The following is a 23690-nucleotide window of genomic DNA, read 5'->3' as shown; positions in this document are numbered from 1 at the left end:
GTGACCACACCTGGGGATCCGAACCAGCCTCGGCCGAACGACGGCGACCCCTCGAAGGACGAGCCTCCGGAGGAGCAGCCGCGGCCCCGCCGCGAGCCGGGCAAGCCGTTCCACCCCGACCTGCCCACCGCGCCCGAGACCCCTGAGCCGGCCGAGGTCGAGGAGGGTGGTGGCGAGGCGGAGGAGACCCAGGTGTTTCCGACGCCGGGCGCGCGGCCGTCCTATCCGGGCTGGAATGACGAAGGAGAGGAGCCCGGCGCGCCGGGACCCACGCCGCCGTCGCGCTACGAGCCGCCGACCTCGCCGGAGGGGGAGCCGCCGCGCCACGAGCCGCCGCCCTCGCCTGAGGGTGGGCCGCCGCCGTCACCGGAGGAGGACCGGCCGTCGTTCGTGCCGCAGCCTCCGTCGTACGGGGAAGCCGGGCCGCAGACCCCGTCCTATGGGGAAGGGCGGCCGCCGGAGGAGCCTCCTCGGACCGAGCCCATCCCGGCCGTGCCCGGCACCTCGCCCTCCAGCCCGTACGGCGGGCCGCCCGGCGGGGGCGGCCCAGGCTACGGCCCACCGCCAGGGGGCGCCGCCTACCCGCCAGGGGGCGCCGCCTACCCGCCAGGGGGCGCCGCCTACCCTCCAGGGGGTCCTTACCAGCAAGGGGGCCCGTACCAGCAGTACCAGGCGGGCCCACCCGCCCAGCCCGGCAGCGGCCTGGCCACGGCCTCGCTGGTGCTGGGCGTCGCCAGCCCGTTCCTCGTCTTCGTCTGCTTCACCGGCCTGCTCACCGCGATCCTGTCGATCGTCTTCGGCTGCGTCGCGCTCAGCAAGGGCGTGGGCAAGGGCCGCGCCATCACCGGCATCGCGGTCAGCATCCTGGCCCTGATCATCTTCGCCGTCGTGGCCATCTGGTTCTGGAGCGTGGTCCAGGAGTGCGGCCACCTTCCCGGCCAGCTCGCCGACCAGTGCTTCGAGAGCAAGTTCCCCTGGATGAGGCGTACTCCCTAGTGTTCGCCAGCCCGCTAGGAGAGCGGGAGATGGCCGGACAGGTCGGCACGGGCGCCGCTCGCTGAGACGGCGCCCTTCGCCATGGCCTCGGCCCACGTGAGGCGGCCCAGCGCGAGCTCGATCCAGGTGCGGCCGTCCGTCTCCACGACGTTCGGGGGAGTGCCGCGGGTGTGCCGCGGCCCCGCGATGGCCTGTACGGCCGCGTACGGCGGCACCCGCACCTCCACCGTCCGGCCGGGCGCCTCGGTCGCCAGCCGGTCGAGCAGGTGGCGTACGGCCTGCCGGGCGGCGTCGCGTTCGGGCCGGAGATCGCGTTCGTAGGCGGCGAGCACGGCGGAGACCAGCGCGTCGGCCAGTGCCGAGGACGGTCCGTCGAAGGGTGGTTCGTCCAGCGCCACGAGCTGGGCGTCCAGTGCGGCCCGCATTTTTTCCGGGTCCAGTTTCCGCGAAGGCACTTGACCATTGTGTCGTGGAAAGCGTTCATCGTGTCGGAGGTCCTCGTTCACCTGCGGTTTCGATGGCGGTCGTAGCGTCCCCGCCGTAAGACAGCTCATTTTTGGAGGAACTGTGGCGAACCGGCTGCTACCGCTGCTTCCCGCGCATACATCTGGACGATCGGCGATGACCTGCCGGTTCCGCTGCGGCAACGCCTGTGCGCACGACGTGGCCAACACCAGTGACAACACCTACTTCGGCGATGTGGTCGCCGAGGCGATGTCCCGCCGGGGCATGCTCCGCGCCGGCGCCCTGGGCGCTCTGGCCGCCGGGGTCGTCGGGGCCGGCGTCGCCGGGGCCGTACCGGCTCTGGCCGACTCCACGGAGCCGCCGGAGGCCGAGCTCCTGGGCCACTCCTCGGGCGGCATCCGCTTCACCCCCGTGCCGCCGAACAAGGAGGACGCGCTGACCGTCGCCGAGGGCTACACCTCGGGCGTCGTCGCGCGCTGGGGCGACCCCGTGACGGCCGACGCGCCCGCGTTCGACTTCGACCACCAGAGCCCCGAGGCGCAGGCCAAGCAGTTCGGCTACAACTGCGACTTCGTCACGCTCTTCCCGATGGGCGCCAACCGCGGGCTGCTCTGGGTGAACCACGAGTACACCAACGAGAACCTGATGTTCCGCGGCTACACCAACGGTGCCGCCGCCACCGAGGACCAGATCAAGATCGCGCTGGCCGCCCATGGCGGCTCGGTCGTCGAGATCGAGCGCGTCCGCGGCACCGGCCAGTGGAAGCTGGTCACCACCGGCCGCCGGCGCTACAACCGGCGCGTCACCGCCCAGACGCCGATGCGCTTCAGCGGCCCGGCCGCGGGCAGCGACCTGCTCAAGACCGCCGCCGACCCGAAGGGCCGCACGCCCGTCGGCATGCTGAACAACTGCTCCGGCGGATCCACGCCGTGGGGCACCGTGCTGACGGCCGAGGAGAACATCGACCAGTACTTCGTCAACGGCGACAAGGTCCCGGCGGCGCAGCTGCCGTACATCTCCCGCTACACGATCACCACCGGCACCCCGTCGAGCAGCCGCCGCTTCGACCGCGTCGAGGAGCGCTTCGACCTGGCCAAGCACCCGAACGAGGCCAACAGGTTCGGCTGGGTGGTGGAGATCGACCCGTTCGACCCCGACTCGACGCCCGTCAAGCGGACCGCGCTGGGCCGCCTGAAGCACGAGGCCGCCAACACCACGCTGGCCCGCGACGGGCGCGTGGTCGTGTACATGGGGGACGACTCCCGCTTCGAGTACATCTACAAGTTCGTGTCGAAGAACCGGTTCATCCCCGGTAACGACCGGCACAACAGGGACCTGCTCGACGAGGGCACGCTCTATGTCGCCAAGTTCACCGGAGACAGCCCCGCCGCCGAGATCGACGGGTCGGGCAAGCTGCCCTCCGACGGCGCCTTCGACGGCTCCGGCCAGTGGATCCCGCTGGTCTCGGGCGACAGGTCGTACGTGGACGGCATGACCGCCACCGAGGTGCTGGTCTACACCCGCGTCGCCGCCGACAAGGTGGGGGCGACCAAGATGGACCGCCCCGAGGACATGGAGCGCAACCCCGTCACCGGTGGCGTCTACGTGGCGCTGACCAACAACACCAACCGCACCGCGGCCCAGGTCGACGAGGCCAACCCGCGCCCGTCCAACAAGCACGGCCACGTGCTGGAGATCGTCGAGCGGCGCGACGACGCGGGGGAGAGGACGTTCGCCTGGTCGATCCCGCTGGTCTGCGGCGACCCGAACGACCCGGCGACCTACTTCGCCGGCTACGACAAGACGAAGGTCTCGCCGATCTCCTGCCCGGACAACGTGGCCTTCGACCGGGACGGCAACCTCTGGATCGCCACCGACGGCAACCAGCTGGGCAGCAACGACGGTATGTTCGTGATGCCCGTGCGCGGCAAGGAGCGCGGGCACCTGCGGCAGTTCCTCACGGTCCCGCTCGGCGCGGAGACCTGCGGCCCGATGGTCACCGTGGACCAGCGCAGCGTGTTCGTCGCGGTGCAGCATCCGGGCGAGCTGGACGGCGCCACCCCCGACAAGCCGGCCAGCCACTGGCCCGACGGTGACCAGCCGCGTCCGTCGGTCGCGGTCGTCTGGCACGAGAAGGGCCAGAAGATCGGCGCTTGACCTGAAGTTAAGTTGAGGTCCTAGGCTGCCATGCATGAGCATGGAAATGACCGCCTGGCATCAGCTGTACTCGATGAACAACCAGACGGAGCGCCGCCCGCTGTCCAGGGCGACGCTCCGTCGCATCGGCGCCTTCGCCCGGCCACACCGGCGAAGGGTGACGCTCTTCCTGGTGTTAAGCGTGGTGATGGCGGCCTTGGCGGTGGTCGCGCCGGTCCTCGCGGGCCGGGTCGTCGACGCGATCGTCAAGGGTGAGGCGTTCGGCATCGTGGCCGGGCTGGCGGGGTTGATCGCGGTCCTCGCCCTGGCGGAGGCCGGGCTCGGCCTGGTGACCAGATGGCTGTCGGCGGGGCTCGGCGAAGGACTGATCCTCGACCTGCGTACGGCGGTCTTCGACCACGTCCAGCGGATGCCGATCGCCTTCTTCACCAGGACCCGCACGGGCGCCCTGGTCAGCCGGTTGAACAACGACGTGATCGGCGCGCAGCGCGCCTTCACCGACACCCTGTCCAGCGTGGCGGGCAACATCGTGACGCTCGTGCTGACCCTCATCGTGATGATCGGGATCTCCTGGCAGATCACGCTGCTCGCGCTGTTGCTGCTGCCGGTGTTCGTCCTGCCCGCGCGCCGGATGGGCTCCAGGATCGCCCGGCTGCGGCGTGAGGCGGCCGACCACAACGCGGCCATGGGCACGCAGATGACCGAGCGCTTCTCCGCGCCCGGAGCGACGCTGGTGAAGCTGTTCGGCCGGCCCGCCCGCGAGTCGGCGGAGTTCGCCGCGCGGGCGAAGCGGGTGCGTGACATCGGCGTGCGCACGGCCATGACCCAGTCGGTCTTCGTCACCGCGCTCACCCTGGTGTCCGCGCTGGCCCTGGCCCTCGTGTACGGTCTCGGCGGCTTCTACGCCTTGCGCGACCAGCTCGACCCCGGCTCGGTCGTGGCCCTGGCCCTGCTGCTCACCCGCCTCTACACGCCGCTGACCGCCCTGGCCAGCGCCCGAGTGGACGTGATGAGCGCGCTGGTCAGCTTCGAGCGGGTCTTCGAGGTGCTCGATCTCGAACCGCTCATCAAGGAGCGGCCGGGCGCGGTCCAGGTCCCCGATGGGCCGGTCTCCGTGGAGTTCGACGACGTGCATTTCGCCTACCCCGCGGCCGACAAGGTCTCGCTCGCCTCGCTGGAGGAGGTCGCCGTCCTCGACTCGCGCGGCGGGGTCGAGGTGCTGCACGGCGTCTCCTTCACGGCCGAGCCGGGCCAGATGGTCGCCCTCGTCGGCTCCTCGGGCGCGGGCAAGTCGACGATCGCCCAGCTCCTGCCGAGGCTGTACGACGCCGACTCGGGGTCGGTGCGGATCGGCGGCGTGGACGTACGCGACCTGACCGCCGACTCGATCCGCGACACGCTCGGCATGGTGACCCAGGACGGGCACCTGTTCCACGAGACGATCAGGGCCAACCTGCTGCTCGCCCGGCCCGAGGCCGATGAGACGGAGCTCTGGGAGGTGCTCGGCCGGGCCCGGCTGGCCACGCTCATCGAGTCCCTGCCCGACGGTCTCGACACCGTGGTCGGGGAGCGCGGTTACCGGCTGTCGGGCGGCGAGCGCCAGCGGCTGACGATCGCCCGGCTGCTGCTGGCCAGGCCCAGGGTGGTGATCCTGGACGAGGCCACCGCGGCGCTCGACTCCACCTCGGAGGCGGCCGTGCAGGAGGCGCTGGGCGAGGCTCTGCAGGGCAGGACCGCCGTGGTGATCGCGCACCGCCTCTCCACGATCCGCGCCGCCGACGTCATCCTGGTGATCGAGGACGGGCGGGTGGTCGAGCGGGGTACGCACACCGAGCTGCTCGCCGCCGGGGGGCGCTACGAGGAGCTGTACCGCACCCAGTTCGACGAGCCCGCCACCGTCGGGGCCGCTTAGGCGGCGGTCGTCTGCTCGTGCCGCTCGGGTCGCGGCTGGTTCACCTGGCCGCTCGTACGTTGGGTGCGCAGGGCGTACAGGCTGACCGGGATCGCCGTCAGCACGAGCACGGCCGCCAGCACCAGCGTGAACTGGTAGGCGTCGAGGAAGGCGGCCAGCGGCGGCCGGTCACTGGCGCTCTGCCTGGAGCTCAGCACCGCGCCCAGGACGGTGATGCCGAGCAGCCCGAACACCTCGCGCGAGACGTTCAGCACCCCAGAGGCGACTCCCGAGCGGCCCTGGGGCATGCCGGAGAGGATCGCCGCGGTCAGGGGCACCAGCAGGCCGCCGCCCAGGCCGTACACCAGGAACCAGGGCAGCACGTCACCGTAGCCGCCGTCGGCGCCGATCCCGGAGATCATGAACAGGGCGCCGCCCATCAGCGCCATGCCGAGCGCGACGGTCGGGCCGATGCCCAGCCGCGCGCTGACCCGCTGCGACAGGATCGCCATGACCGCCATGACCAGGGCCATCGGCACGAACGCGGCGCCGGCCTCGGTAGGGGAGAAGGCGAGCACGTTCTGCAGCCAGAGAGCGCTGAAGAAGTAGATGCCGAACACGCCGAACGACCAGATGCCCATGGTGATCAGGCCGCCGCTGAACATCCTCGCCCTGAACAGTGACAGGTCGATCATCGGCTCGGCGGACCGCGCCTCGACGAGCAGGAACGCCAGCGCCGCCGCGAGCGCGACACCGAAGGCGGTCAGGATCTCCGGCGAGGTCCAGCCGGCGCCGTCGCCCTCGATCAACCCGTAGGTGAGGGCGAACAGCGCGAGCGCCGAGGCGGCCAGGCCCGGGAGGTCGAGGCCGCGCCGTACCCGGGTGAAGGCGGGACGGACGGCCCAGAGCGCGAGACCGAGCGTCACCAGTCCGATCGGCACGTTGATCAGGTAGATCCAGCCCCAGTGCAGCCGCTCGCTGATGAAGCCGCCGGCCGCCGGGCCGAGCGCCATCGACAGGGCGCCGGAGGCGCTCCAGATGCCCACCGCCCGCCCGCGCTCGCCCGGGTCGGGGAAGATCTGCGTCAGCAGCGAGAGCGCCGTAGGCGTGAGCATGGCCGCGCCGAACCCCTGCACGGCGCGGGCGGCGATCAGCATGGTGCCGTCGGTGGCCAGCCCGGCGGCGAGGGACGACAGCGTGAAGATCACCAATCCGGTCGCGAACACCCGCCGGGCGCCGAACACGTCGGCCAGCCTGCCGCCGACCAGCATGAGCCCGGCGAACACCAAGATGTAGCCGCTCACGATCCACTCCAGGCCGGAGATCGTCAGCCCGAGCTCCCGCTGGATCGTCGGCAGCGCGACGTTCGCCAGGTTGTTGTCGAGATAGGTCATGAAGGTGCCGAGCGTCACCGCGGTGAGCGCCCACCAGCGCCGGTCCATATTCGTCTCCTATACGCCGTACTTGTACGTCGTATAGTGAACTTGTACGTCGTATAGTTGTCAACCGTGATGGGAAAACTGACCGCGGCGGCCATCGTCGAGCGGGCCCTGGAGATCGGTGACGCCGAAGGGCTCGACACCGTGACGATCAGGCGCCTGGCGGCCGACCTGGGCGTGACGCCGATGGCCCTCTACTGGCACTTCAAGAACAAGGACCAGCTGCTCGTCGGCATGGCGGATCACCTGATCCTGGGCTTCGGCATCAAGGCCGACGACGACCGCCCGTGGCCCGACCGGCTACGGGAGCTGGTCGAGGGCCTGATCAGGGTCCTGCGCGCCCACCCGTGCGCGAAGAGCGTGCTGGAGCAGGTGGACCAGGGCGCCGTGCCCAGCTTCCTGGCGGTCTGGGACCTGGCGCTGGGGCTGGCGCGGGCGGCGGGGTTCACGGTGGAGGAGTGCTGTCTGATCTCCAAATACCTGCTGCAGAGCGCCATCTCCATCGCCGACGCCCCGGTCCACTTCCGCTCCCGCCACACCTCGGAGGAGATCGCCGAGATCGTCCGGGTGAAGCGCCTGGGCCTGGAGTCACTGCCGGCGGACCAGTACCCGAACCTGGTGGAGATGGCGGGCCCGATGGTCGAGGGGATGACGGCCGGCTTCTACGACTCGTTCGGCGTGGACCTGGTCATCAGCGGCGTGGAGGCCTTGGCGGCCAGGCGTTAGGGTGCTCGGCATGACTTTCGAGCTGGTCTGCGAGATCGAGCCGCCCACCACGCCGGACCTGAAGCACGTCCGGCACCAGATCGGCACGATGAGCAAGATCGCCCACTCGTTCCTCATTCCCGACAACCACATCGGCCGGGCGACCGTGTCCAGCGTGGCAGTCGCGCACGAGGTCGAGGCGATGGGCGGGCGGAGCATCGCCTGCCTCAACTCCCGCGACCGCAATCTGCTCGGCTTCCAGCGCGACCTGCTGACGGCCGCGGCCTACGGGGTCGACCAGTTCCTGTTCGTCTACGGTGACAAGCCGGCGAGCGGCATCCGGACCAGCGACCTGACCGTCCGCTCGATGATCGAGGAGGCCAGGAACTTCGACGGCGGGTTCCGCGTCGGCGCGGCGGCCGGGCTGCGTCCCCTGCCTGCCTGGAAGCGCGCGGCCGACTTCCTGTTCCTCCAGGTCGGCTTCTCTGTGGAGGCCCTGCTGCGCTGGCGCGAGGCCAACCAGGTCGACGTGCCGGTCTACGCGGGGGTGATGGTGCTGGCCAGCGAGCGCCACGCCCGCACTCTGGCCGCGGCGATCCCCGACATCGCCATCCCCGACCGGCTGATCCACGCGGTGGCGGCCGACCGCATGGCGGGCGTGGACGCGGCCTGCGAGCAGGTCCTGGCCATCCGCGACTCGGGCGCCTTCGACGGCGTCCATCTGATCCCGGTCAGCCGCTACCGCGACGTGGAGCCGAGGCTGGCCGCGGCTTTCGGCTGAGGCCGCTGCTCGCGCTCCCGAGCGCCTGGAAGCCGATCGTCACGACGGTCGTGGCCGGGCCAGTGCGGCGAACAAGGTGCCCGTCAGGGCGACGGCGAACAGCATCGCGTACGTCCGCTCGAACCCGTGCATCACCTGCCCCACCGCCACCGGCGACAGCTTGGCCAGCGTCCCCGCGTACACCTGGGCCCGTTCGGCCGGTCCCACCGAGCCGGCCAGGACGCTCAGCGACACGCCCACGCTGATCACGATCCCCATGTTCATGATCATCACCCGGAAACCGTTGACCACCCCCAGGCTGCCGCTCGGCAGCGCCCGCATGACCTGCGTGGTGTTGCCGGTCAGGAAGGTGCCGCTCCCGCAGCCGGCCACGAACAGGCCGATCCCGATGATCCAGTACGGCGTGGCCGGGTCCGCCGTCAGCATCAGTGTGCCGAGCCCCACGGCGCTCATCAGCGAGCCGCCGATCGCCACGACATATGGGGAGATCTTCAGCGAGCCCACCAGGGGCGAGGCCACCGCCATGCCGACCGGCACCGGCAGCACGCTCAGCCCGGCCGTGAAGGCGTCCACGCCCCTGGCCGCCTGGAAGTACAGCGCCACGACCAGGATCAGCGCCGAGCGGGCCAGCGCGTTGCAGAACGAGGCCAGGTTGGCGAAGGCCAGCAGCCGCTCCCCGAACAGCCGCAGGTCGAGCACCGGATGCGCGGCCCGCCGCTCCACCAGCGCGATCAGTGGCACCAGCACCGCGAACACCGCCGCCCCCGTCAGCACGGCGGGGCTCGACAGCCCGGCGGAGCCCGCCTCGGACAGGGCGATGAGGATGGCCGAGAGCGCGGCGAACACCAGGGCGTTGCCCAGCGCGTCCACCGGTTCGCGGGGGCCCCGGGGCATCTTTCGCAGGATCACCGCGCCCCAGCCGAAGGCGAGCAGGCCGGCCGGTACGTTCACCCAGAAGATCCACTGCCAGCCGGCCGTGTCCGCGATGAGCCCGCCCAGTGTCGGCCCGGCGAGCTGGGCCACGGAGAGGGTGCCGATGTAGACGCCCATGCCCTGGCTGAGCCGGTCGGGCGGGAACGCGTCGGTGATGATGACCGTGCCGTTGGCCAGGATCATCGCCGCGCCGACCGCCTGCAGCACGCGCATCGCGACCAGGAACCACACGCCCGGCGACAGCCCGGCCAGCAGCGAGGCCACGGTGAACAGTGCGAACCCGGCCAGATAGATCTCCCGCCGCCCCAGCAGGTCCGCCACCCGGCCGAAGAACACCAGGCTGGCCGTGTTGACCAGCAGGAAGGCCAGCAGGATCCAGCCGGATTCGAACGGGCTCGCGTGGAAGTGCCGGACCACCGTGGGCAGGGCGACGTTCAGGGTACTGCCCGCGATACCGATGAGGACGAGGCCGAGGCTGGTGACCGAGCAGACGCGCCAGGCGTAGCGGAGGCGGTCGTCGTAGGCGGCGAGGGGCATGCCGTCCACTATGACGTACGACGTACGTCCGATTTGTCGGCAGGGCTATCTGGCCCGCTTGCGCAGCCCGTCAAGATCGTGGATCACCACGCGCCGCCGCCCGGTCTCGATCAGCCCGCGGTCCCGCAGCAGCCGCAGCGCCTTGCTGACCGCCTCGCGCGAGGCCCCGGTCCACCCGGCCAGCTCGTCCTGGGAGAGCGGCAGCGCCACGCGTACGCCGCTGTTGGTCTTCTCGCCGTAGCGCTCGGCCAGCTCGATCAGCCTGGTCGCCACCCGGCCCGTGGTGTCGAACGCCCCGTACTCGATCCGCTTGCGGTCCGCGTCGCGCAGCCGTCCCGTGACGAGCTGCATGAGCAGTACGGCGATGCGCCCGTGAGCCTGGAGGAACGCCGGGAAGTCGCGGACCACGATGCCCGCGATCGGCTCCAGCGCGGTGACCGTGGCCGAACGCGGCGAGCCGTCGATGGCCGACATCTCCCCGAGCAGGCCGCCCGGCCCGCGTACGGCCAGCACCACCTCGGTGCCGCTGCTCGTGTGCGAGGAGACCTTCACCCGGCCCTCGGTCAGGACGAGCACCCAGTCGGAGGTGTCGCCCTCGCTCATCACGGTCGTGCCGCGTTCCCACCTGCGCGGGCGGCCCGCGGCGCGCATTTCCTCGACCTCGTCGGCTGTGAGCATGGAGAGGAACTCGCCGGGATCTGCGTTCATGCGCCGATTATGTCGGTACGGTCAGCGCCCTTCTAGGTCATCGCGGTCAGAACGTAGGCACCCACGAGTTCTTCCTTGCCCTTGAGGCTCAGCTTTCCGAGGGGGTTCACCGTGACGCCGGCTCCCAGCTGCCTGCGCGTCGTCTCGCCGATCACCACCGTGCCCGGCTCGGCGAGGCCCTGCAGCCGGGCGGCCACGTTCACGCAGTCGCCCATCGCGTTGAAGCCGCGTAGCTCGGGGCTGCCGATGTTGCCGACCAGGGCGGGACCGGTGTTGACGCCGACCCGGAACGTCGGCCACGCCTCCGCGTCCTCCCGCTTCCAGGCGATCTCCTCGGCCACCTCGGAGGCGGCCTCCTGCATGGCCAGCGCGGCCCGGCAGGCGGCCCTGGCATGGCCGCGCTGCGTGGCCGGGGCGTTGAACAAGGCCAGCAGCGCGTCGCCGACGAACTGCACGATCGTGCCGCCGTTGGCCAGGATGCAGGGCACCGCGGCCGTGTGATAGCGGTTGAGCATCTCGACGATCTCGCCGGGGGTGACCCGCTCCGAGAACGTGGTGAAGCCCTTGAGGTCGGCGAAGAGCGCGGTCAGCTCCTTCATCTGGCCGCCGAGGGCCGCCTGGCCCGGATCGGCGAGCAGGGCGTTGGCCACGTCAGGCGACATGTACTGGCGGAAGAGCGTGTCGAGCTCCTGATAGAGGCGGGCGTTCTCCAGCGAGATCGAGATCTGCCCGGCCAGGGTGGCGGCCAGCGCCTCGTCCTGCGCCGTACGGCCGACCGGCACCTCGAGCACGCCCGCCAGGTTGCCCTTGACCGTCAGCGGGAAGGCGAACAGGTTGTCCCGCCTGATGGGGGCGTCTCCGGCGAACTCGTACGCGCGGGAGCCGATCTGCGTCTTGCCGTCGGCGACCAGACCGATCCGCACGTCGCCGTACGCCTGCCGGACCCGTTCGAGCGCGGTGGCCAGGAGGTCGCTCTCGGACTGGCGTACGCGGGTCTGGGCGCTCACCGCCACCAGGGCGCTCAGGCGCTCCGAGAGCTCCCGCTCGCTGGCCAGCGCCTCGCCGGCCCGGTCGAGGACCGCGGCCTGCCCCTCGTTGAGCCGGAACTTCTCCGATAACCGGGTGGCCGCCAGCGGCTCGCCACGCCGTACGTGCTCGACCAGCTCTTCCAGGACCGCGTCGTAGTCCCGCTGGATGCGGGCCACGGTCGCCGACAGCGCGACCGAGTCGAACAGACCGCCGCTCGACCCCTCGCGCCTGAACTGGATGTAGGCGCTGTAGGCGACGAAGACGAAGGCCAGGGTCAGCAGGATGTGCCACTCCCACCAGGACAGGTGCCAGTTGAGCTGCGACATCCCGGCGATCATGGCCTCGGCGAGCAGCGCATAGGCGGTGATCAGGCTGACCAGCATGGCCGACGGCCGCTGCCGGTGCAGCTGGAACATCATCACGCTGGCCGCGCCGTACAGGCCCAGGCCCGGCAGCGACAGCCAGACGAGCCAGTTGACCGGCTCCTTGAGCGGTGGCTGGCTGAGCGGCGTCAGCCCCGGGATCAGCGAGGCGAGCCCCCAGAGGACCATGAATCCGAGGAGCACGCCCCGGATGACGTGCTGGGATCTCATGACGGTCCGCGCCGCCCGCTCGCCCAGCGGGAAGGCCGAGACGAACGCGAACGCCGAGGCGATCGTCAGCCCGACCTGCTGCCCGAGGTCGAACCCTATCGATCCGGTGGGCAGGATGATCTGCGGAGTGGCCAGGCCGTGCAGGAAGAAGAAGCCGGCGCTGGCCAGGAACACCATCGAGACCAGGAAGAGCCGGGCGTCCTGCCGTTTCCGCGACGCCTCGCTGATCAGCGCGCCGAGCGCCACGTTGAGGCCGGCCACCGAGATGATCATCCAGAAGTGGCTGGAGTGGTGCTCCCACATGATGTTGAGGTGGCTCTGGGCCAGCAGCAGCCAGAGGCCGAGCAGTGGCAGGGCCAGATGGATGGCCCAGACGACCCCTCGCACCGGCTGCGTGGCAGGAGGGAGGTAGGGACTGGCGGTCGACAAGGTCATCCTCCGTGGAATGCGTGCGCCCCCGAACGGTCCCGATTATCCATCGTAGACAGGCCCGGCCAATGCGTCCTTTTACCCACAGCCGACTTTCATGACTCGTCAAGTGGCGTCATCACCGTCTGTCTGGTTTGTCCTGTAATGAACCCGTTATGCGTTTCCTGTCATCCGTTGGAACGGTTGAAACGTGAACCTCATGCTCAACCTGAGCAACACCCGTTCCCCGGAAGGAAAGCCGTGGCTATCAAGATTCGCGGTGCGCGTACGCTCACCCTCGCCACTGTCGGAGCGCTCGCCGCCTCGCTCCTCGCGGTTGGCGGAGTCGCCACCGCGTCGTCGGCTTCAGAGGTGTACGCGTGCGTGCACAAGAAGACCCGGTACGCCCGCATCGTCAACGCCACCACCCCGTGCCGGAAGACGGAGACCCGGATGGTGATCGGCGGCGGCGGCCAGTCGACGACCACGATCACGGAGGGCACCAAGGGCGACACCGGCCCGCAGGGGCCGAAGGGTGACACCGGCCTCCAGGGCCGTCAGGGCTTCCCCGGCAAGAACGGCAAGGACGGTAAGGACGGCCTCCCTGGTAAGGACGGCCTCCCCGGTAAGAACGGCACCGATGGCAAGGACGGTCTCCCGGGCAAGAACGGCACCGACGGGGTCGATGGCAAGGACGGCAAGGACGGCCTTCCGGGCAAGCCCGGTGCCGACGGCAAGGACGGCGCTGACGGCAAGAACGGCCTGCCGGGCAAGGACGGCAAGGACGGTGAGGACGGGAAAGGCATCACCTACACGACCTACACCCGTTCGAACAACTTCAGCTCGGGCAGCGGCTCCGCCTCCTGCAACAGCGGCGACGTGGCGACCGGCGGCGGCTTCACCATCAGCGGCAACGGCAACGTCACCAGCAGCGCCCCCAGCGGCGCGTCGAGCTGGTCGGTCACCGCGGCCAAGAACGACACCAACAACCTGACCAGCGGCAACCACGGCGTGAGCGGCACCGTTTACGTGGTCTGCCTCAAGAAGTCCTGATCCTCAAGACCGCCTGACAAGCGAAGGCCGGTACGGCAGCACCCCGTACCGGCCTTTGCGCTGAAATCTCAGCCGAACAGCGCCGGCAACGTGCCGGAGTGCGTCTCGCGCAGCTCCGCGACCGGCACCTCCAGCACCCCCTCCACCACCAGCGACGTGCCGCCGGTGGTGCCGAGGCCGTAGCAGGGCACCTCGTGGTCGGCGCAGAGCGCGGCGAACCGGTCGAACGCCTCCGGCCGGACCACCACCAGCGCGCGGGCCGACGACTCGCTGAACAGGTCCGTGAACGCGTCACCGCTCAGCGCCACCGTCGCCCCGATGCCCCGCGCCAGGCAGGACTCCGCGAGCGCGATGGCCAGGCCGCCGTCGGACAGGTCGTGGGAGCCCTCAAGGAGCCCCTGAGCGGCGGCCTCCACCAGCACGGTGGCCATGGCCTGCTCGGCCGCCAGGTCGGCCGCGGGCGGCAGGCCGCCGAGGTGGCCGTGGGCGACGTGCGCCCACTCCGACCCGCCGAACTCCTCCTTCGTCTCACCGAGCAGCGCGATGCGCAGGCCCTCGGCGACGAACCCGGTGGCGATCCGCTTGGCCACGTCGTCGATCACGCCGAGCACGCCCACGACCGGTGTCGGGTGGATCGGGGTCGAGCCGGTCTGGTTGTAGAAGGAGACGTTGCCGCCGGTGACCGGCACGCCGAGGGTGCGGCAGGCGTCGGCGAGCCCGCGTACGGCCTCGGCGAACTGCCACATGACCTCCGGGTCCTCGGGCGAGCCGAAGTTGAGGCAGTTGGTGACGGCCAGCGGACGGGCCCCGGTGACGGCGACGTTGCGGTAGGCCTCGGCCAGCGCGAGCTGGGCGCCCGCGTAGGGGTCGAGCCGCGCGTAGCGGCCGTTGCCGTCGGTGGCCAGGGCGATGCCCCGGGTCGTCGGCTCGGCGCCGGCCATGACCTCGGAGATACGCAGCATCCCGGCGTCGGCGGGCTGGGCGAGCACGGTGTTGGAGCGGACGTAGCGGTCGTACTGAGAGGTCACCCACTCCTTCGACGCCAGGTTCGGCGAGCCGAGCAGCTCCAGCAGGGTGAGGCGCAGGTCGGCGGGCCGGTCGAGGCGGTCGGGGGTGTCGGCGTTGAGCGCGACCTGCCCGGCGGGCTCGTGGAAGGGCCGCTCGTAGACCGGGCCGTCGTCGGCCGCGGTGCCGGGCGGGATGTCGACGATCGTCTCGCCGTCCCAGGTCATCACCAGCCGGCCGGTGTCGGTGACCTCGCCGATCACGGTGGCCGGGACATCCCACTTCTCGCAGATCGCCATGAACGCCGCGATGTCCGACGGCCGGACCACGGCCATCATCCGCTCCTGCGACTCGCTCATCAGGATCTCCTCGGGCCTGAGCGAGGGGTCGCGGAGCGGGACCAGGTTGAGGTCGACGTGCATGCCGCCGGTGCCCTTGGCGGCCAGCTCGGTGGTGGCGCACGAGACGCCGGCCGCGCCGAGGTCCTGGATGCCCACGACCACGTCGGCCGCGTACAGCTCCAGGCAGCACTCGATGAGCAGCTTCTCCATGAACGGGTCGCCGACCTGCACGGCGGGCCGCTTGGCGTGCGACTCGTCCTCGAAGGTCGCCGAAGCGAGCACCGACGCGCCGCCGATGCCGTCGGGCCCGGTCGAGGCGCCGAACAGCACCACCTTGTTGCCCGGCCCCGGCGCGGTGGCCAGCTTGATCTGGTCCTTGCGCAGCAGGCCCACGCAGAGCGCGTTGACCAGCGGGTTGCCGATGTAGCAGGGGTCGAAGACGACCTCGCCGCCGATGTTGGGCAGGCCCAGGCAGTTGCCGTAGCTGCTGATGCCCTCGACCACGCCGGGCAGCACGCGCCGGGTGTCGTTCTGGTCGGCGCCGCCGAAGCGCAGCGCGTCCATGACCGCGATCGGGCGGGCACCCATCGACATGATGTCGCGGACGATCCCGCCCACGCCGGTGGCGGCGCCCTGGTGCGGTTCCACGTAGGAGGGGTGGTTGTGCGACTCGATCTTGAAGGTGGCGGCCCAGCCGTCGCCGATGTCGACGACGCCGGCGTTCTCCCCCATGCCGACGAGCAGCGCGTCGGACTTGGGGGCCTTCGTGGCGAACTGCCGCAGGTGCACCTTGGACGACTTGTACGAGCAGTGCTCGGACCACATGACGCTGTAGATGGCCAGCTCGGAGCCCGTGGGACGACGGCCGAGGATCTCCTTGACCCGGTCGTACTCCTCCTGCTTCATCCCCAGCTCGGCGAACGGCATCGGCTCGGCGGGCGTCTCGGCGGCCCGCTTGACGCTGTCGGTGCTCACGCGTTCACCAGCTTCTTGAGGATGGAGGTGAAGAAGCCGAGCCCGTCCGTGCTCGGCGCGCCGACGAGGTTCTCGACGGCGTGCTCGGGGTGCGGCATGAGGCCGACCACGTTGCCGGCCTCGTTGCGGATGCCGGCGATGTCGTTGACGGAGCCGTTGGGGTTGCCGAGGTAGCGCACGACCACGCGGCCGTCGGCTTCAAGTGCGGCGATCGTCTCGGGGTCGGCGACATAGCGGCCCTCGCCGTGCTTGATCGGCAGCACGACCTCCTGGCCGGCCTCGAACGAGCTCGTCCAGGGCGTGCCCGTCGCCTCGACGCGGAGCCGCTGGTCACGGCAGACGTAGTGCAGCGACGCGTTGCGCGTCAGCGCGCCAGGCAGCAGGTGCGCCTCGCACAGGATCTGGAAACCGTTGCAGGTGCCGAGCACCGGCAGCCCCTCACGGGCGGCCGGGACTAGCTCCCGCATCAGCGGCGCGAACCGCGAGATGGCGCCGCACCGCAGGTAGTCGCCGTAGGAGAAGCCGCCGGGCAGGAAGACGGCGTCCACGCCCTTGAGGTCGTGGTCGGCGTGCCACAGCGGAACCGCTTCCGCGCCGGACAGTCTGATCGCTCTGGCGGCGTCCTGATCGTCGAGAGTTCCTGGAAAGGTGACTACCCCCACGCGGGCGCTCATGTCTTGCGTTCCTCCAGCGTTCGTGGTGTGCACCGCCAAGGCTATCTGGTGCTCGCCGATGCCTCCCAACGGCGTCATCGGGTACGGCGGGCACGCCAGGAGGCGGGCCGCCATGACGGCCCGCGAAGGGAGCAGAGGGATCGAACGGCTAGACCGCGGCCAGCTCGCGGGAGCGGCGGTTCGCCGTTTCCTCCCAGGCGAGGGTCTTGCGGAGGTGGACCGTGGTGCCGCGGCCGGGAGTGATGCCGAAGGAGATCTCGTCCACGACCGAGCGCATGATCAGCAGGCCACGGCCGTTCTCGGTGTCGGGGGGCGGAAAGTGCAGGGGCATCGAGGGCAGGCCGACCCCGTTGTCGACGACGCGTACGTCGCAGCGGCCGTAGCCGATCGAGGCCGTGACCTCATAGCGGTTGGCCGGGCCGCCATGGCGTACCGCGTTAGAGCACGCTTCGGAGACCGCGAGCAGCATGTCGGAGATGCACGCCTCGCTCACGTTGAGCGAACGCATCGCATCCCCTAGCACTCGTCTGACCATCGGTATGCCGATCGCATCCCGAGGCAGCGCCAACGAGAACTCAATATCCACCGGACTCCTCCGGGCTCCGGAATGTCACCTGGAGTAGGTTTCCCCGTGAAATCGGGGCTAACCGCAAAATCACGTTGTTGTTATTTACTGTTGGCAAGCCCGTGGCATTGTGGCATGCCGGAACCCGACTTTAGCCACTCGCGGGTATTTCGATGCGTCAAATGTGCTGTTCTACTCTTCAACCCGCACGACGTAGTCCTCGATGACGGTGTTGGCCAGGAGCGTCTCGGCCATCTTTCGGACGTCCGCAAGTGCCGCCTCGTCGGCCGGACCGTCCAGTTCGACCTCGAAGCGCTTGCCCTGCCGTACGGCCGCGACGCCGGAGAAGCCCAGCCTGGGCAGCGCGCGGGCGATGGCCTGGCCCTGGGGATCGAGAATCTCGGGCTTCAGCATGACGTCTACGATGACGCGCGCCACTGCGTTCCTCCTGGGTGCGGCGGGAGTTGGGAAAGCCAGCCTACCGGCGCGTGTGGCAGGCAACACAACGGGAACGGGGAGGGGATGGGGCTTGCGCTGAGGGCTGTGACGTCTGCCACCATGTCCCCAAACGCGTACGAACCACCACCACATGGTCCGACGCTCGAAAGGCTGGCCTAAGGTGGCAACCCCATCGACCCCGGCCCTGACCGCACAGGAGTGGCACGTGACACTCGACGCCTCTCGTGGTGCACAAGCACCCCCGGAGCTCGTCCAGCTCCTCACCCCCGAGGGTGAGCGGGTCGAGCACCCCGACTACGACATCGACCTCAAACCCGAAGAGGTGCGATCCCTCTACCGCGACCTCGTGCTCGTCCGGCGCGTCGACCTGGAGGCGGTCGCTCTGCAGCGGCAGGGCGAGCTCGGCATCTGGGCCTCGCTGCTCGGCCAGGAGGCCGCGCAGATCGGCTCTGGCCGCGCGCTGACCGACGCCGACATGGCCTTCCCCACCTATCGGGAGCACGGCGTGGCCTGGTGCCGCGACGTCGACCCGGTGAAGCTGCTCGGCCTGTTCCGCGGGGTGAACCACGGCGGGTGGGACCCCAAGGAGCACAACTTCCACCTCTACACGATCGTGATCGGCAGCCAGACCCTGCACGCCGTCGGCTACGCGATGGGCGTCCAGCGCGACGACGCGAACGCGGCCGTCATCGCCTACTTCGGCGACGGCGCCAGCTCCCAGGGCGATGTGAACGAGTCGTTCGTCTGGGCCAGCGTGTTCAACGCGCCGATCGTGTTCTTCTGCCAGAACAACCAGTGGGCCATCTCCGAGCCCCTGGAGAAGCAGAGCCGCATCCCCCTCTACCGCAGGGCCTCCGGGTTCGGTTTCCCCGGCATCAGGGTCGACGGCAACGACGTGTTCGCCTGCCTCGCCGTGACCAGGCAGGCGCTCAAGAACGCCCGCGAAGGTCAGGGCCCGGTGCTCATCGAGGCGTTCACGTACCGGATGGGCGCCCACACCACCACGGACGACCCGACGCGCTACCGCGTGGCCAGCGAGCTGGAGGCGTGGAAGCTCAAGGACCCGATCGAGCGCGTCAAGTCGTACCTGTTCAAGAACGAGTTCGCCGACCAGGCTTTCTTCGACTCGGTCGAGGGAGAGGCCGACCAGCTCGGCGCCGACCTGCGCAGGCGCTGCCTGGCGATGCCCGACCCAGGGCCGCTCGCGATGTTCGAGCACGTCTACTCCGAGCCGCACGCGCTGATCGACGAGGAGCGCGCCCAATACGCCGCTTACCTGGAGGGCTTCAGTGAGTGAGCGAACCCCTGAGCACCGCATGACCGTCGAGCCCTGGGCGAAGGAGGCGTCATGACCGTGCTCAGCCTGTCCAAGGCGCTCAACGAGGGCATGCGCAAGGCCATGGAGGACGACCCCAAGGTCCTCATCATGGGCGAGGACGTCGGCAAGCTCGGCGGCGTGTTCCGGGTCACCGACGGCCTGCAGAAGGACTTCGGCGAGGACCGGGTCATCGACACCCCGCTGGCCGAGTCGGGCATCATCGGCACCGCGATCGGCCTGGCGCTGCGCGGCTACCGGCCGGTGTGCGAGATCCAGTTCGACGGCTTCGTCTTCCCCGCGGCCGACCAGATCATCACCCAGCTCGCCAAGATGCCGATGCGCTCGCTCGGCGCGATCAAGCTGCCCGTCGTCGTACGCATCCCCTGCGGCGGCGGCATCGGCGCGGTCGAGCACCACAGCGAGTCGCCGGAGGCATATTTCACGCACACCGCCGGGCTGCGCGTGGTCGCCTGCTCCAACCCGGCCGACGCGTACACGATGATCCAGCAGGCCATCCGCTCCGAAGACCCGGTCATCTTCTTCGAGCCCAAGCGCCGCTACTGGGAGAAGGCCGAGGTCGACACCACAAGCACCGACTGGTGGCTGCCTCTCGACCGCGGCCGGCCGGTGCGCCAGGGCACCGACATCACGCTGATCGCCTACGGCCCGATGGTGAAGACCTGCCTGGAGGCCGCCACGGCCGCCGAGGCCGACGGGCGCTCGGTCGAGGTCCTCGACCTGCGCTCGCTCAATCCGCTCGACGCGCCGCTGGTGATGGACTCGGTACGCCGTACCGGCCGGGCCGTGGTGGTGCACGAGGCGCCGGTCAACAGCGGCTTCGGCGCCGAGCTGGCGGCCAGGATCACCGAGCAGTGCTTCTACCAGCTGGAGTCGCCGGTGCTGCGCGTCGGCGGGTTCTCCACGCCCTACCCGCCGTCGAAACTGGAGGAGCACTACCTGCCCGACCTCGACCGGGTGCTCGAGGCCGTCGACCGCGCCTTCGGCTACTGAGGAGGGGACTCATGCGACGTGAATTCAAGCTCCCCGACGTGGGCGAGGGTCTGACCGAGGCGGAGATCGTCCGCTGGCACACCAAGCCCGGTGACACGGTCAAGGTCAACCAGATCGTGGTGGAGATCGAGACGGCCAAGTCCATCGTCGAGCTGCCGATCCCTTGGGACGGCGTGGTCTCCGGGCTGATGGCCGACGAGGGCCAGACGGTCGACGTCGGCAGGCCCATCATCGCCGTCGACACGGACGAGCCGGACGACGGCTCCGGAAACGGGACCACCCGGGTCAAGGCGGCTGAGGCCGGCGAGGTCAAGGCGGCTGACGCCGGTGCGGCCGGGGCGGCGGACGCCGACCGGATCGAGGCGCTGGCCGACGACCTGGTCCCGCGCCCTCCGGCGGAGGGAGCCGTCGAACCCGGCGCCCACGGCAGCCCCGCCCCCAAGGAGGAACGCCAGGCGGTCCTGGTCGGCTACGGCGTCAAGACCGGCGCCACCAAACGCCGCCCCCGCAAATCCCGCCCTGACGGGCCCGCCCAGCCGCCCGTGATCCCGGTCGCTCCCGAGCTGTCCGTGATCCCGGCCACCCCGGTCGCGAACCCGTCCCGCGTCGAGGTCGCCGCGCCGTCCGGGCCGGTGGCGCTCGACACCCCGCGCCGGGTCGCCGTCCTGGCCAAGCCGCCGGTACGCAAGCTGGCCAAGGACCTGGGCGTGGACCTGACCACCCTGACCGGTTCGGGCCCGAACGGCTCGATCACCAGGGACGACGTCCACGCCGCCGCGGAGGGGCCCGCCCCGCGGGCGACCACCGAGCAGGGCGAGGAGGAGCGCATCCTGGTCAAGGGCGTCCGCAAGATGACCGCCCAAGCCATGGTGACCAGCGCCTTCACCGCCCCGCACGTCACCGAGTTCCTCCAGCTCGACGTCACTGAGACCATGGAGGCGGTCCGGCGCCTGCGCACGCTCCCGGACTTCGCCGAGGTCAAGGTCTCGCCGCTGCTCCTGGTCGCCAAGGCCGTGCTCACGGCCGCCCGGCGCCATCCGATGATCAATTCCTCATGGGACGAGGCCGCTCAGGAGATCGTGGTCAAGCACTACGTCAACCTGGGCATCGCCGCCGCCACCCCGCGCGGCCTCGTCGTCCCCAACATCAAGTCCGCCCACCGGCTGTCCCTCCCCGAGCTGGCCGCCGAGCTGGGCCGGCTCACGGAGACGGCCAGGGCGGGCCGCACCCAACCGGCCGAGATGGCGGGCGGCACGATCACGATCACGAACGTGGGCGTGTTCGGCGTCGACACCGGCACCCCGATCCTCAACCCGGGTGAGGCCGCCATCCTCGCCTTCGGTCAGATACGGGACATGCCGTGGGTGGTGGACGGCGAGCTCGCGGTTCGCAAGGTGACGACGCTGGCGCTCTCCTTCGACCACCGGATCGTCGACGGCGAGCTGGGATCGCTGTTCCTGCGCGACGTCGGCGCCATGCTGGAGGACCCCCTCCGCGTGCTCGCCTGGAGCTAACCGAGGGCGGGGGTGAGGACGCGCTTGTCGGCCGAGGTCGGGCCGTGTGACCCGACCCAGACGGGTGCGCCCAGAGCGTCCGCCACGGCCGCGGGCCAGTCGGTGACGGCATCGCCGTACACCGGCTTGGCCCGCAGCAGGCGAGCGGTGCGCGTGGCGCGGTCGCCGAGCCGGAGGTCACCCCCCTCGTACGCGTGGCACAGCCGCGAAACCGGCGCGTCCAGGTGCGTCAGCGCCAGCCCGTCGACGCCGCCGGCCACCTCCACCGCGTACCGATGCGCCACGGCGTCGAAGTGCCCCACCCGGAACGGCCCCTGCCACGGTCCGGTGCCGTTGTGCGGCTCCGGCAGCTCCAGCGTGGGGTCCTCCGTGACCAGCGGCCCCGGCCCGTGCCGGGGAGTGTAGGTCCGCAGCACGCCCAGCCGGAGCGCCCCGGCCCCGCCGAGCAGCTCCAGCGCGTTCGCGAAGGTCGTGGTGCTCCAGGTCGTGTACGGGTCGAACCCGTGGTTCTCGTCCAGCAGCACCCCCTGAGCCCCCTCGAACACCACCGGCCCCCGCCTGAGCAGCTCATCGGTGGAGTCCACCAGCCGTACCCGCGACGCGAACGCCCGGTAGGCCGCCACGCAGTCCGCCACCGGCGGCCCGTCCACCCCCAGCGCCTCCCGCAGCAGGCCGAGCTTGTGGGTCAGCGTCGCGGGGGAGTCGCCCGCGCGCGGCGCGAGCGAGCCGTGCGACAGCGAGTACGCCATCGCCTCACCGACGCCCATCCCGCACGACCCGTGCCGCTCCGCCCCGCGCGCCAGCTCGCGCCGCCGGCCCGCCTCGACGTGGTACGGCGTGGCCAGCAGGCAGTCCCGGTGGACCGTGATCAGTCCGAACGGATCCGGCACACCCAGCCGTTCCAGATGGGCGGCCTCGGCGGAGAGCGCCAGCGGATCGACCACCACGAACCTCGACAGATGCGTCGGCACCCCTCGCAACGTCCCCGAGCCGAACTGCGCGAACGTGTGGTGCCGCCCGTCCGGCAGCACCACGTTGTGCGCCGCCTGGGCGCCGCCGTTGAAGCGGATCACCGCGTGGACCGGCCGGGTGGCGCACAGCCAGTCCACGACGGTGCCCTTGCCCGCGTCGCCGTACCCGAGGTCGGCGACGATGACGTGTTCGCTCACGCGTCGAGCCCGTCGAGCGCGCCGAGCTCGTCGAGTCCGTCGAGCGGCTCCGACACCACGAGCGTGCCGCGGTCCAGCTTGGCCAGTGCCTTCGACACCGAGGCACCCGCGGCGGAGCCGAGCCCGGCCAGGTCGTCGAGGCCCTCGTCGAGACCGATGGCGTCCTCGCCGAGCCCGATCGTCAGCGCGATCGTCTCGCAGACCGCGTCGAGGTCGTCGAGCTCCAGCACGTTCTGGCCGAGCAGGTCGCGCCAGACCCGCAGCACCCGCGCGTCACCGGCGTAGCTGGAGCCGGCGGGCAGGATGTAGTAGACGTCCCACTTCTCGGTCAGCTCGGCGACCATCACGGCCACGTCGATGTCGCGCGGGCGCGGGTCGCCGATCAGCTTGGCGACGGCCTTCCCGCTGACCCGCGGATAGGGCAGCTCGTCGCCGATGATGAACAGGTATCCCCGCTTGCCGCGCTTGTCGTAGCAGTCGATCGAGGTGTGCCTGGCCATGAAGTACATGGCCAGCTCGTACGACTCGGACATCTGGCCGCCGCCCCCGCCCTCCAGCAGGATCTGGCCGAGCTGCTCGTCCATGCGGTTGTCGGACTCGAACTGCCCCACCTGGAGCGGCGCCCGGTCGCAGGTCGCGTCGCCGATGGCGCCGAACATGATCTGTGGGTCGGCGGCGTACCCCTTGCGCAGCAGCAGCCCGAGCAGGTCGGGCAGCTTGGCCTGCAGCGTGCGCGGCACGTGGCCCATCGAGCCGGTCACGTCGAAGAGCACGGCGACGGCCAGCGAGTCCGGGTGCTCGTCGGAGTCGCGGCTCTCCCGAGTGACGCCGAACGGGTCGAGGTCGGGGTGGGTGGTGGAGGCGCCGCCGTCGCTGTAGGCGAAGGCGCTGGCGCCGGTGGCGGCCCGGTAGCGGGCGGCCGAGCTGTAGACGTCGGTGGACCAGATTCCGCTGCCCAAGATGT

The 23690-nt window shown here is 70.5% G+C and carries 20 protein-coding genes; 9 read left to right on the top strand and 11 right to left on the bottom strand.

Annotated features, from left to right (window positions below):
* Window positions 1-996, top strand: coding sequence for a DUF4190 domain-containing protein (locus tag LDL49_RS48075; RefSeq protein WP_225301655.1), 996 nt, complete (start codon window positions 1-3; stop codon window positions 994-996).
* Window positions 997-1010: 14 nt separating this feature from the next.
* Here LDL49_RS48075 and LDL49_RS48070 read toward each other — a convergent pair whose 3' ends face one another.
* On the bottom strand, window positions 1011-1451 hold the full coding sequence (locus tag LDL49_RS48070) for a sterol carrier family protein (protein WP_372470687.1): 441 nt from the start codon (window positions 1449-1451) through the stop codon (window positions 1011-1013).
* 166 nt (window positions 1452-1617) lie between these two features.
* On the opposite strand from LDL49_RS48070, the gene LDL49_RS48065 reads away from it, so the two are divergent.
* Together LDL49_RS48065 and LDL49_RS48060 are read left to right on the top strand one after the other, a co-directional pair.
* Window positions 1618-3618 carry a PhoX family protein gene (locus LDL49_RS48065; protein ID WP_225301654.1) on the top strand — a complete coding sequence of 667 codons (2001 nt, stop codon included), beginning with the start codon at window positions 1618-1620 and terminating at the stop codon, window positions 3616-3618.
* Window positions 3619-3652: 34 nt separating this feature from the next.
* On the top strand, window positions 3653-5530 hold the full coding sequence (locus LDL49_RS48060) for an ABC transporter ATP-binding protein (RefSeq protein ID WP_225301653.1): 1878 nt from the start codon (window positions 3653-3655) through the stop codon (window positions 5528-5530).
* Here LDL49_RS48060 and LDL49_RS48055 read toward each other — a convergent pair.
* On the bottom strand, window positions 5527-6951 hold the full coding sequence (locus LDL49_RS48055) for an MFS transporter (protein ID WP_225301652.1): 1425 nt from the start codon (window positions 6949-6951) through the stop codon (window positions 5527-5529). The two genes, LDL49_RS48060 and LDL49_RS48055, sit on opposite strands and share 4 nt — an antisense overlap.
* A gap of 69 nt (window positions 6952-7020) precedes the next feature.
* On the opposite strand from LDL49_RS48055, the gene LDL49_RS48050 reads away from it, so the two are divergent.
* The gene (locus LDL49_RS48050) at window positions 7021-7674 is read left to right on the top strand and encodes a TetR/AcrR family transcriptional regulator (protein WP_225301703.1); all 654 of its coding nucleotides are present in this window, start codon (window positions 7021-7023) and stop codon (window positions 7672-7674) included.
* Between the two features lie 10 nt (window positions 7675-7684).
* Window positions 7685-8434, top strand: a complete 750-nt coding sequence (locus LDL49_RS48045) for a methylenetetrahydrofolate reductase (RefSeq protein WP_225301651.1) — start codon at window positions 7685-7687, stop codon at window positions 8432-8434.
* A gap of 39 nt (window positions 8435-8473) precedes the next feature.
* On the opposite strand, the gene LDL49_RS48040 is transcribed toward LDL49_RS48045, so the two are convergent.
* Genes LDL49_RS48040 through LDL49_RS48030 form a run of 3 tightly spaced genes read right to left on the bottom strand, consistent with a single transcriptional unit; the run spans window position 8474 to window position 12663 of the window.
* Window positions 8474-9904, bottom strand: a complete 1431-nt coding sequence (locus tag LDL49_RS48040; RefSeq protein WP_225301650.1) for an MFS transporter — start codon at window positions 9902-9904, stop codon at window positions 8474-8476.
* A 45-nt stretch (window positions 9905-9949) separates the two neighbouring features.
* Window positions 9950-10612 (bottom strand): Crp/Fnr family transcriptional regulator, encoded by a 663-nt coding sequence (locus LDL49_RS48035; RefSeq protein WP_225301649.1) that lies wholly within the window; start codon window positions 10610-10612, stop codon window positions 9950-9952.
* A gap of 32 nt (window positions 10613-10644) precedes the next feature.
* A complete protein-coding gene (locus tag LDL49_RS48030) occupies window positions 10645-12663 on the bottom strand; it encodes an adenylate/guanylate cyclase domain-containing protein (protein ID WP_225301648.1) in 2019 nt (672 codons plus the stop codon).
* Window positions 12664-12903: 240 nt separating this feature from the next.
* On the opposite strand from LDL49_RS48030, the gene LDL49_RS48025 reads away from it, so the two are divergent.
* Entirely contained in the window at window positions 12904-13695 is a 792-nt protein-coding gene (locus LDL49_RS48025) for a collagen-like domain-containing protein (protein ID WP_225301647.1), read from the top strand.
* Between the two features lie 68 nt (window positions 13696-13763).
* Here LDL49_RS48025 and purL read toward each other — a convergent pair whose 3' ends face one another.
* The 4 genes from purL to purS all read right to left on the bottom strand — a co-directional run bounded on the left by purL (window position 13764) and on the right by purS (window position 17693).
* Complete coding sequence (gene purL, locus LDL49_RS48020) at window positions 13764-15968, bottom strand: phosphoribosylformylglycinamidine synthase subunit PurL (RefSeq protein ID WP_225301702.1); 2205 nt, start codon at window positions 15966-15968, stop codon at window positions 13764-13766.
* Between the two features lie 44 nt (window positions 15969-16012).
* Entirely contained in the window at window positions 16013-16690 is a 678-nt protein-coding gene (gene purQ, locus LDL49_RS48015) for a phosphoribosylformylglycinamidine synthase subunit PurQ (RefSeq protein WP_225301646.1), read from the bottom strand.
* 148 nt (window positions 16691-16838) lie between these two features.
* Complete coding sequence (locus tag LDL49_RS48010) at window positions 16839-17225, bottom strand: ATP-binding protein (RefSeq protein WP_225301701.1); 387 nt, start codon at window positions 17223-17225, stop codon at window positions 16839-16841.
* 222 nt (window positions 17226-17447) lie between these two features.
* Window positions 17448-17693 (bottom strand): phosphoribosylformylglycinamidine synthase subunit PurS, encoded by a 246-nt coding sequence (purS, locus tag LDL49_RS48005; RefSeq protein ID WP_225301645.1) that lies wholly within the window; start codon window positions 17691-17693, stop codon window positions 17448-17450.
* Window positions 17694-17919: 226 nt separating this feature from the next.
* Here purS and pdhA point away from each other — a divergent pair, with 226 nt between their 5' ends.
* Genes pdhA through LDL49_RS47990 form a run of 3 tightly spaced genes read left to right on the top strand, consistent with a single transcriptional unit; the run spans window position 17920 to window position 21557 of the window.
* Window positions 17920-19011: a pyruvate dehydrogenase (acetyl-transferring) E1 component subunit alpha gene (pdhA, locus tag LDL49_RS48000; RefSeq protein ID WP_225301644.1), complete on the top strand. Its 1092-nt coding sequence runs from the start codon at window positions 17920-17922 to the stop codon at window positions 19009-19011.
* 51 nt (window positions 19012-19062) lie between these two features.
* Window positions 19063-20043 carry an alpha-ketoacid dehydrogenase subunit beta gene (locus LDL49_RS47995; RefSeq protein ID WP_225301643.1) on the top strand — a complete coding sequence of 327 codons (981 nt, stop codon included), beginning with the start codon at window positions 19063-19065 and terminating at the stop codon, window positions 20041-20043.
* Between the two features lie 11 nt (window positions 20044-20054).
* Entirely contained in the window at window positions 20055-21557 is a 1503-nt protein-coding gene (locus tag LDL49_RS47990; RefSeq protein WP_225301642.1) for a dihydrolipoamide acetyltransferase family protein, read from the top strand.
* On the opposite strand, the gene LDL49_RS47985 is transcribed toward LDL49_RS47990, so the two are convergent.
* Both LDL49_RS47985 and LDL49_RS47980 read right to left on the bottom strand, forming a co-directional pair.
* Window positions 21554-22726 carry an adenylosuccinate synthetase gene (locus tag LDL49_RS47985; protein ID WP_225301641.1) on the bottom strand — a complete coding sequence of 391 codons (1173 nt, stop codon included), beginning with the start codon at window positions 22724-22726 and terminating at the stop codon, window positions 21554-21556. The two genes, LDL49_RS47990 and LDL49_RS47985, sit on opposite strands and share 4 nt — an antisense overlap.
* Window positions 22723-23685 carry a hypothetical protein gene (locus LDL49_RS47980; RefSeq protein WP_225301640.1) on the bottom strand — a complete coding sequence of 321 codons (963 nt, stop codon included), beginning with the start codon at window positions 23683-23685 and terminating at the stop codon, window positions 22723-22725. The genes LDL49_RS47985 and LDL49_RS47980 overlap by 4 nt, the downstream gene beginning before the upstream one ends.
* Between the last annotated feature and the right edge of the window lie 5 nt (window positions 23686-23690).

The sequence above is a fragment of the Nonomuraea aurantiaca genome (genome assembly GCF_020215705.1).
In the GTDB taxonomy this organism is placed as follows: domain Bacteria; phylum Actinomycetota; class Actinomycetes; order Streptosporangiales; family Streptosporangiaceae; genus Nonomuraea; species Nonomuraea aurantiaca.
This window is presented reverse-complemented; position numbering and strand designations above follow the sequence as displayed.

Excerpts from the sequence above, each read along its gene's own strand:
- LDL49_RS47995 (WP_225301643.1), top strand. The coding sequence starts at position 19,063 with ATGACCGTGCTCAGCCTGTCCAAGGCGCTCAACGAGGGCATGCGCAAG.
- purQ (WP_225301646.1), bottom strand. The coding sequence starts at position 16,690 with ATGAGCGCCCGCGTGGGGGTAGTCACCTTTCCAGGAACTCTCGACGAT.
- LDL49_RS48060 (WP_225301653.1), top strand. The coding sequence starts at position 3,653 with ATGAGCATGGAAATGACCGCCTGGCATCAGCTGTACTCGATGAACAAC.
- purL (WP_225301702.1), bottom strand. The coding sequence starts at position 15,968 with ATGCCGTTCGCCGAGCTGGGGATGAAGCAGGAGGAGTACGACCGGGTC.
- LDL49_RS48035 (WP_225301649.1), bottom strand. The coding sequence starts at position 10,612 with ATGAACGCAGATCCCGGCGAGTTCCTCTCCATGCTCACAGCCGACGAG.
- LDL49_RS47990 (WP_225301642.1), top strand. The coding sequence starts at position 20,055 with ATGCGACGTGAATTCAAGCTCCCCGACGTGGGCGAGGGTCTGACCGAG.
- LDL49_RS48065 (WP_225301654.1), top strand. The coding sequence starts at position 1,618 with ATGACCTGCCGGTTCCGCTGCGGCAACGCCTGTGCGCACGACGTGGCC.
- LDL49_RS48040 (WP_225301650.1), bottom strand. The coding sequence starts at position 9,904 with ATGCCCCTCGCCGCCTACGACGACCGCCTCCGCTACGCCTGGCGCGTC.
- LDL49_RS48045 (WP_225301651.1), top strand. The coding sequence starts at position 7,685 with ATGACTTTCGAGCTGGTCTGCGAGATCGAGCCGCCCACCACGCCGGAC.
- LDL49_RS48055 (WP_225301652.1), bottom strand. The coding sequence starts at position 6,951 with ATGGACCGGCGCTGGTGGGCGCTCACCGCGGTGACGCTCGGCACCTTC.
- LDL49_RS48050 (WP_225301703.1), top strand. The coding sequence starts at position 7,021 with ATGGGAAAACTGACCGCGGCGGCCATCGTCGAGCGGGCCCTGGAGATC.
- LDL49_RS48010 (WP_225301701.1), bottom strand. The coding sequence starts at position 17,225 with ATGGTCAGACGAGTGCTAGGGGATGCGATGCGTTCGCTCAACGTGAGC.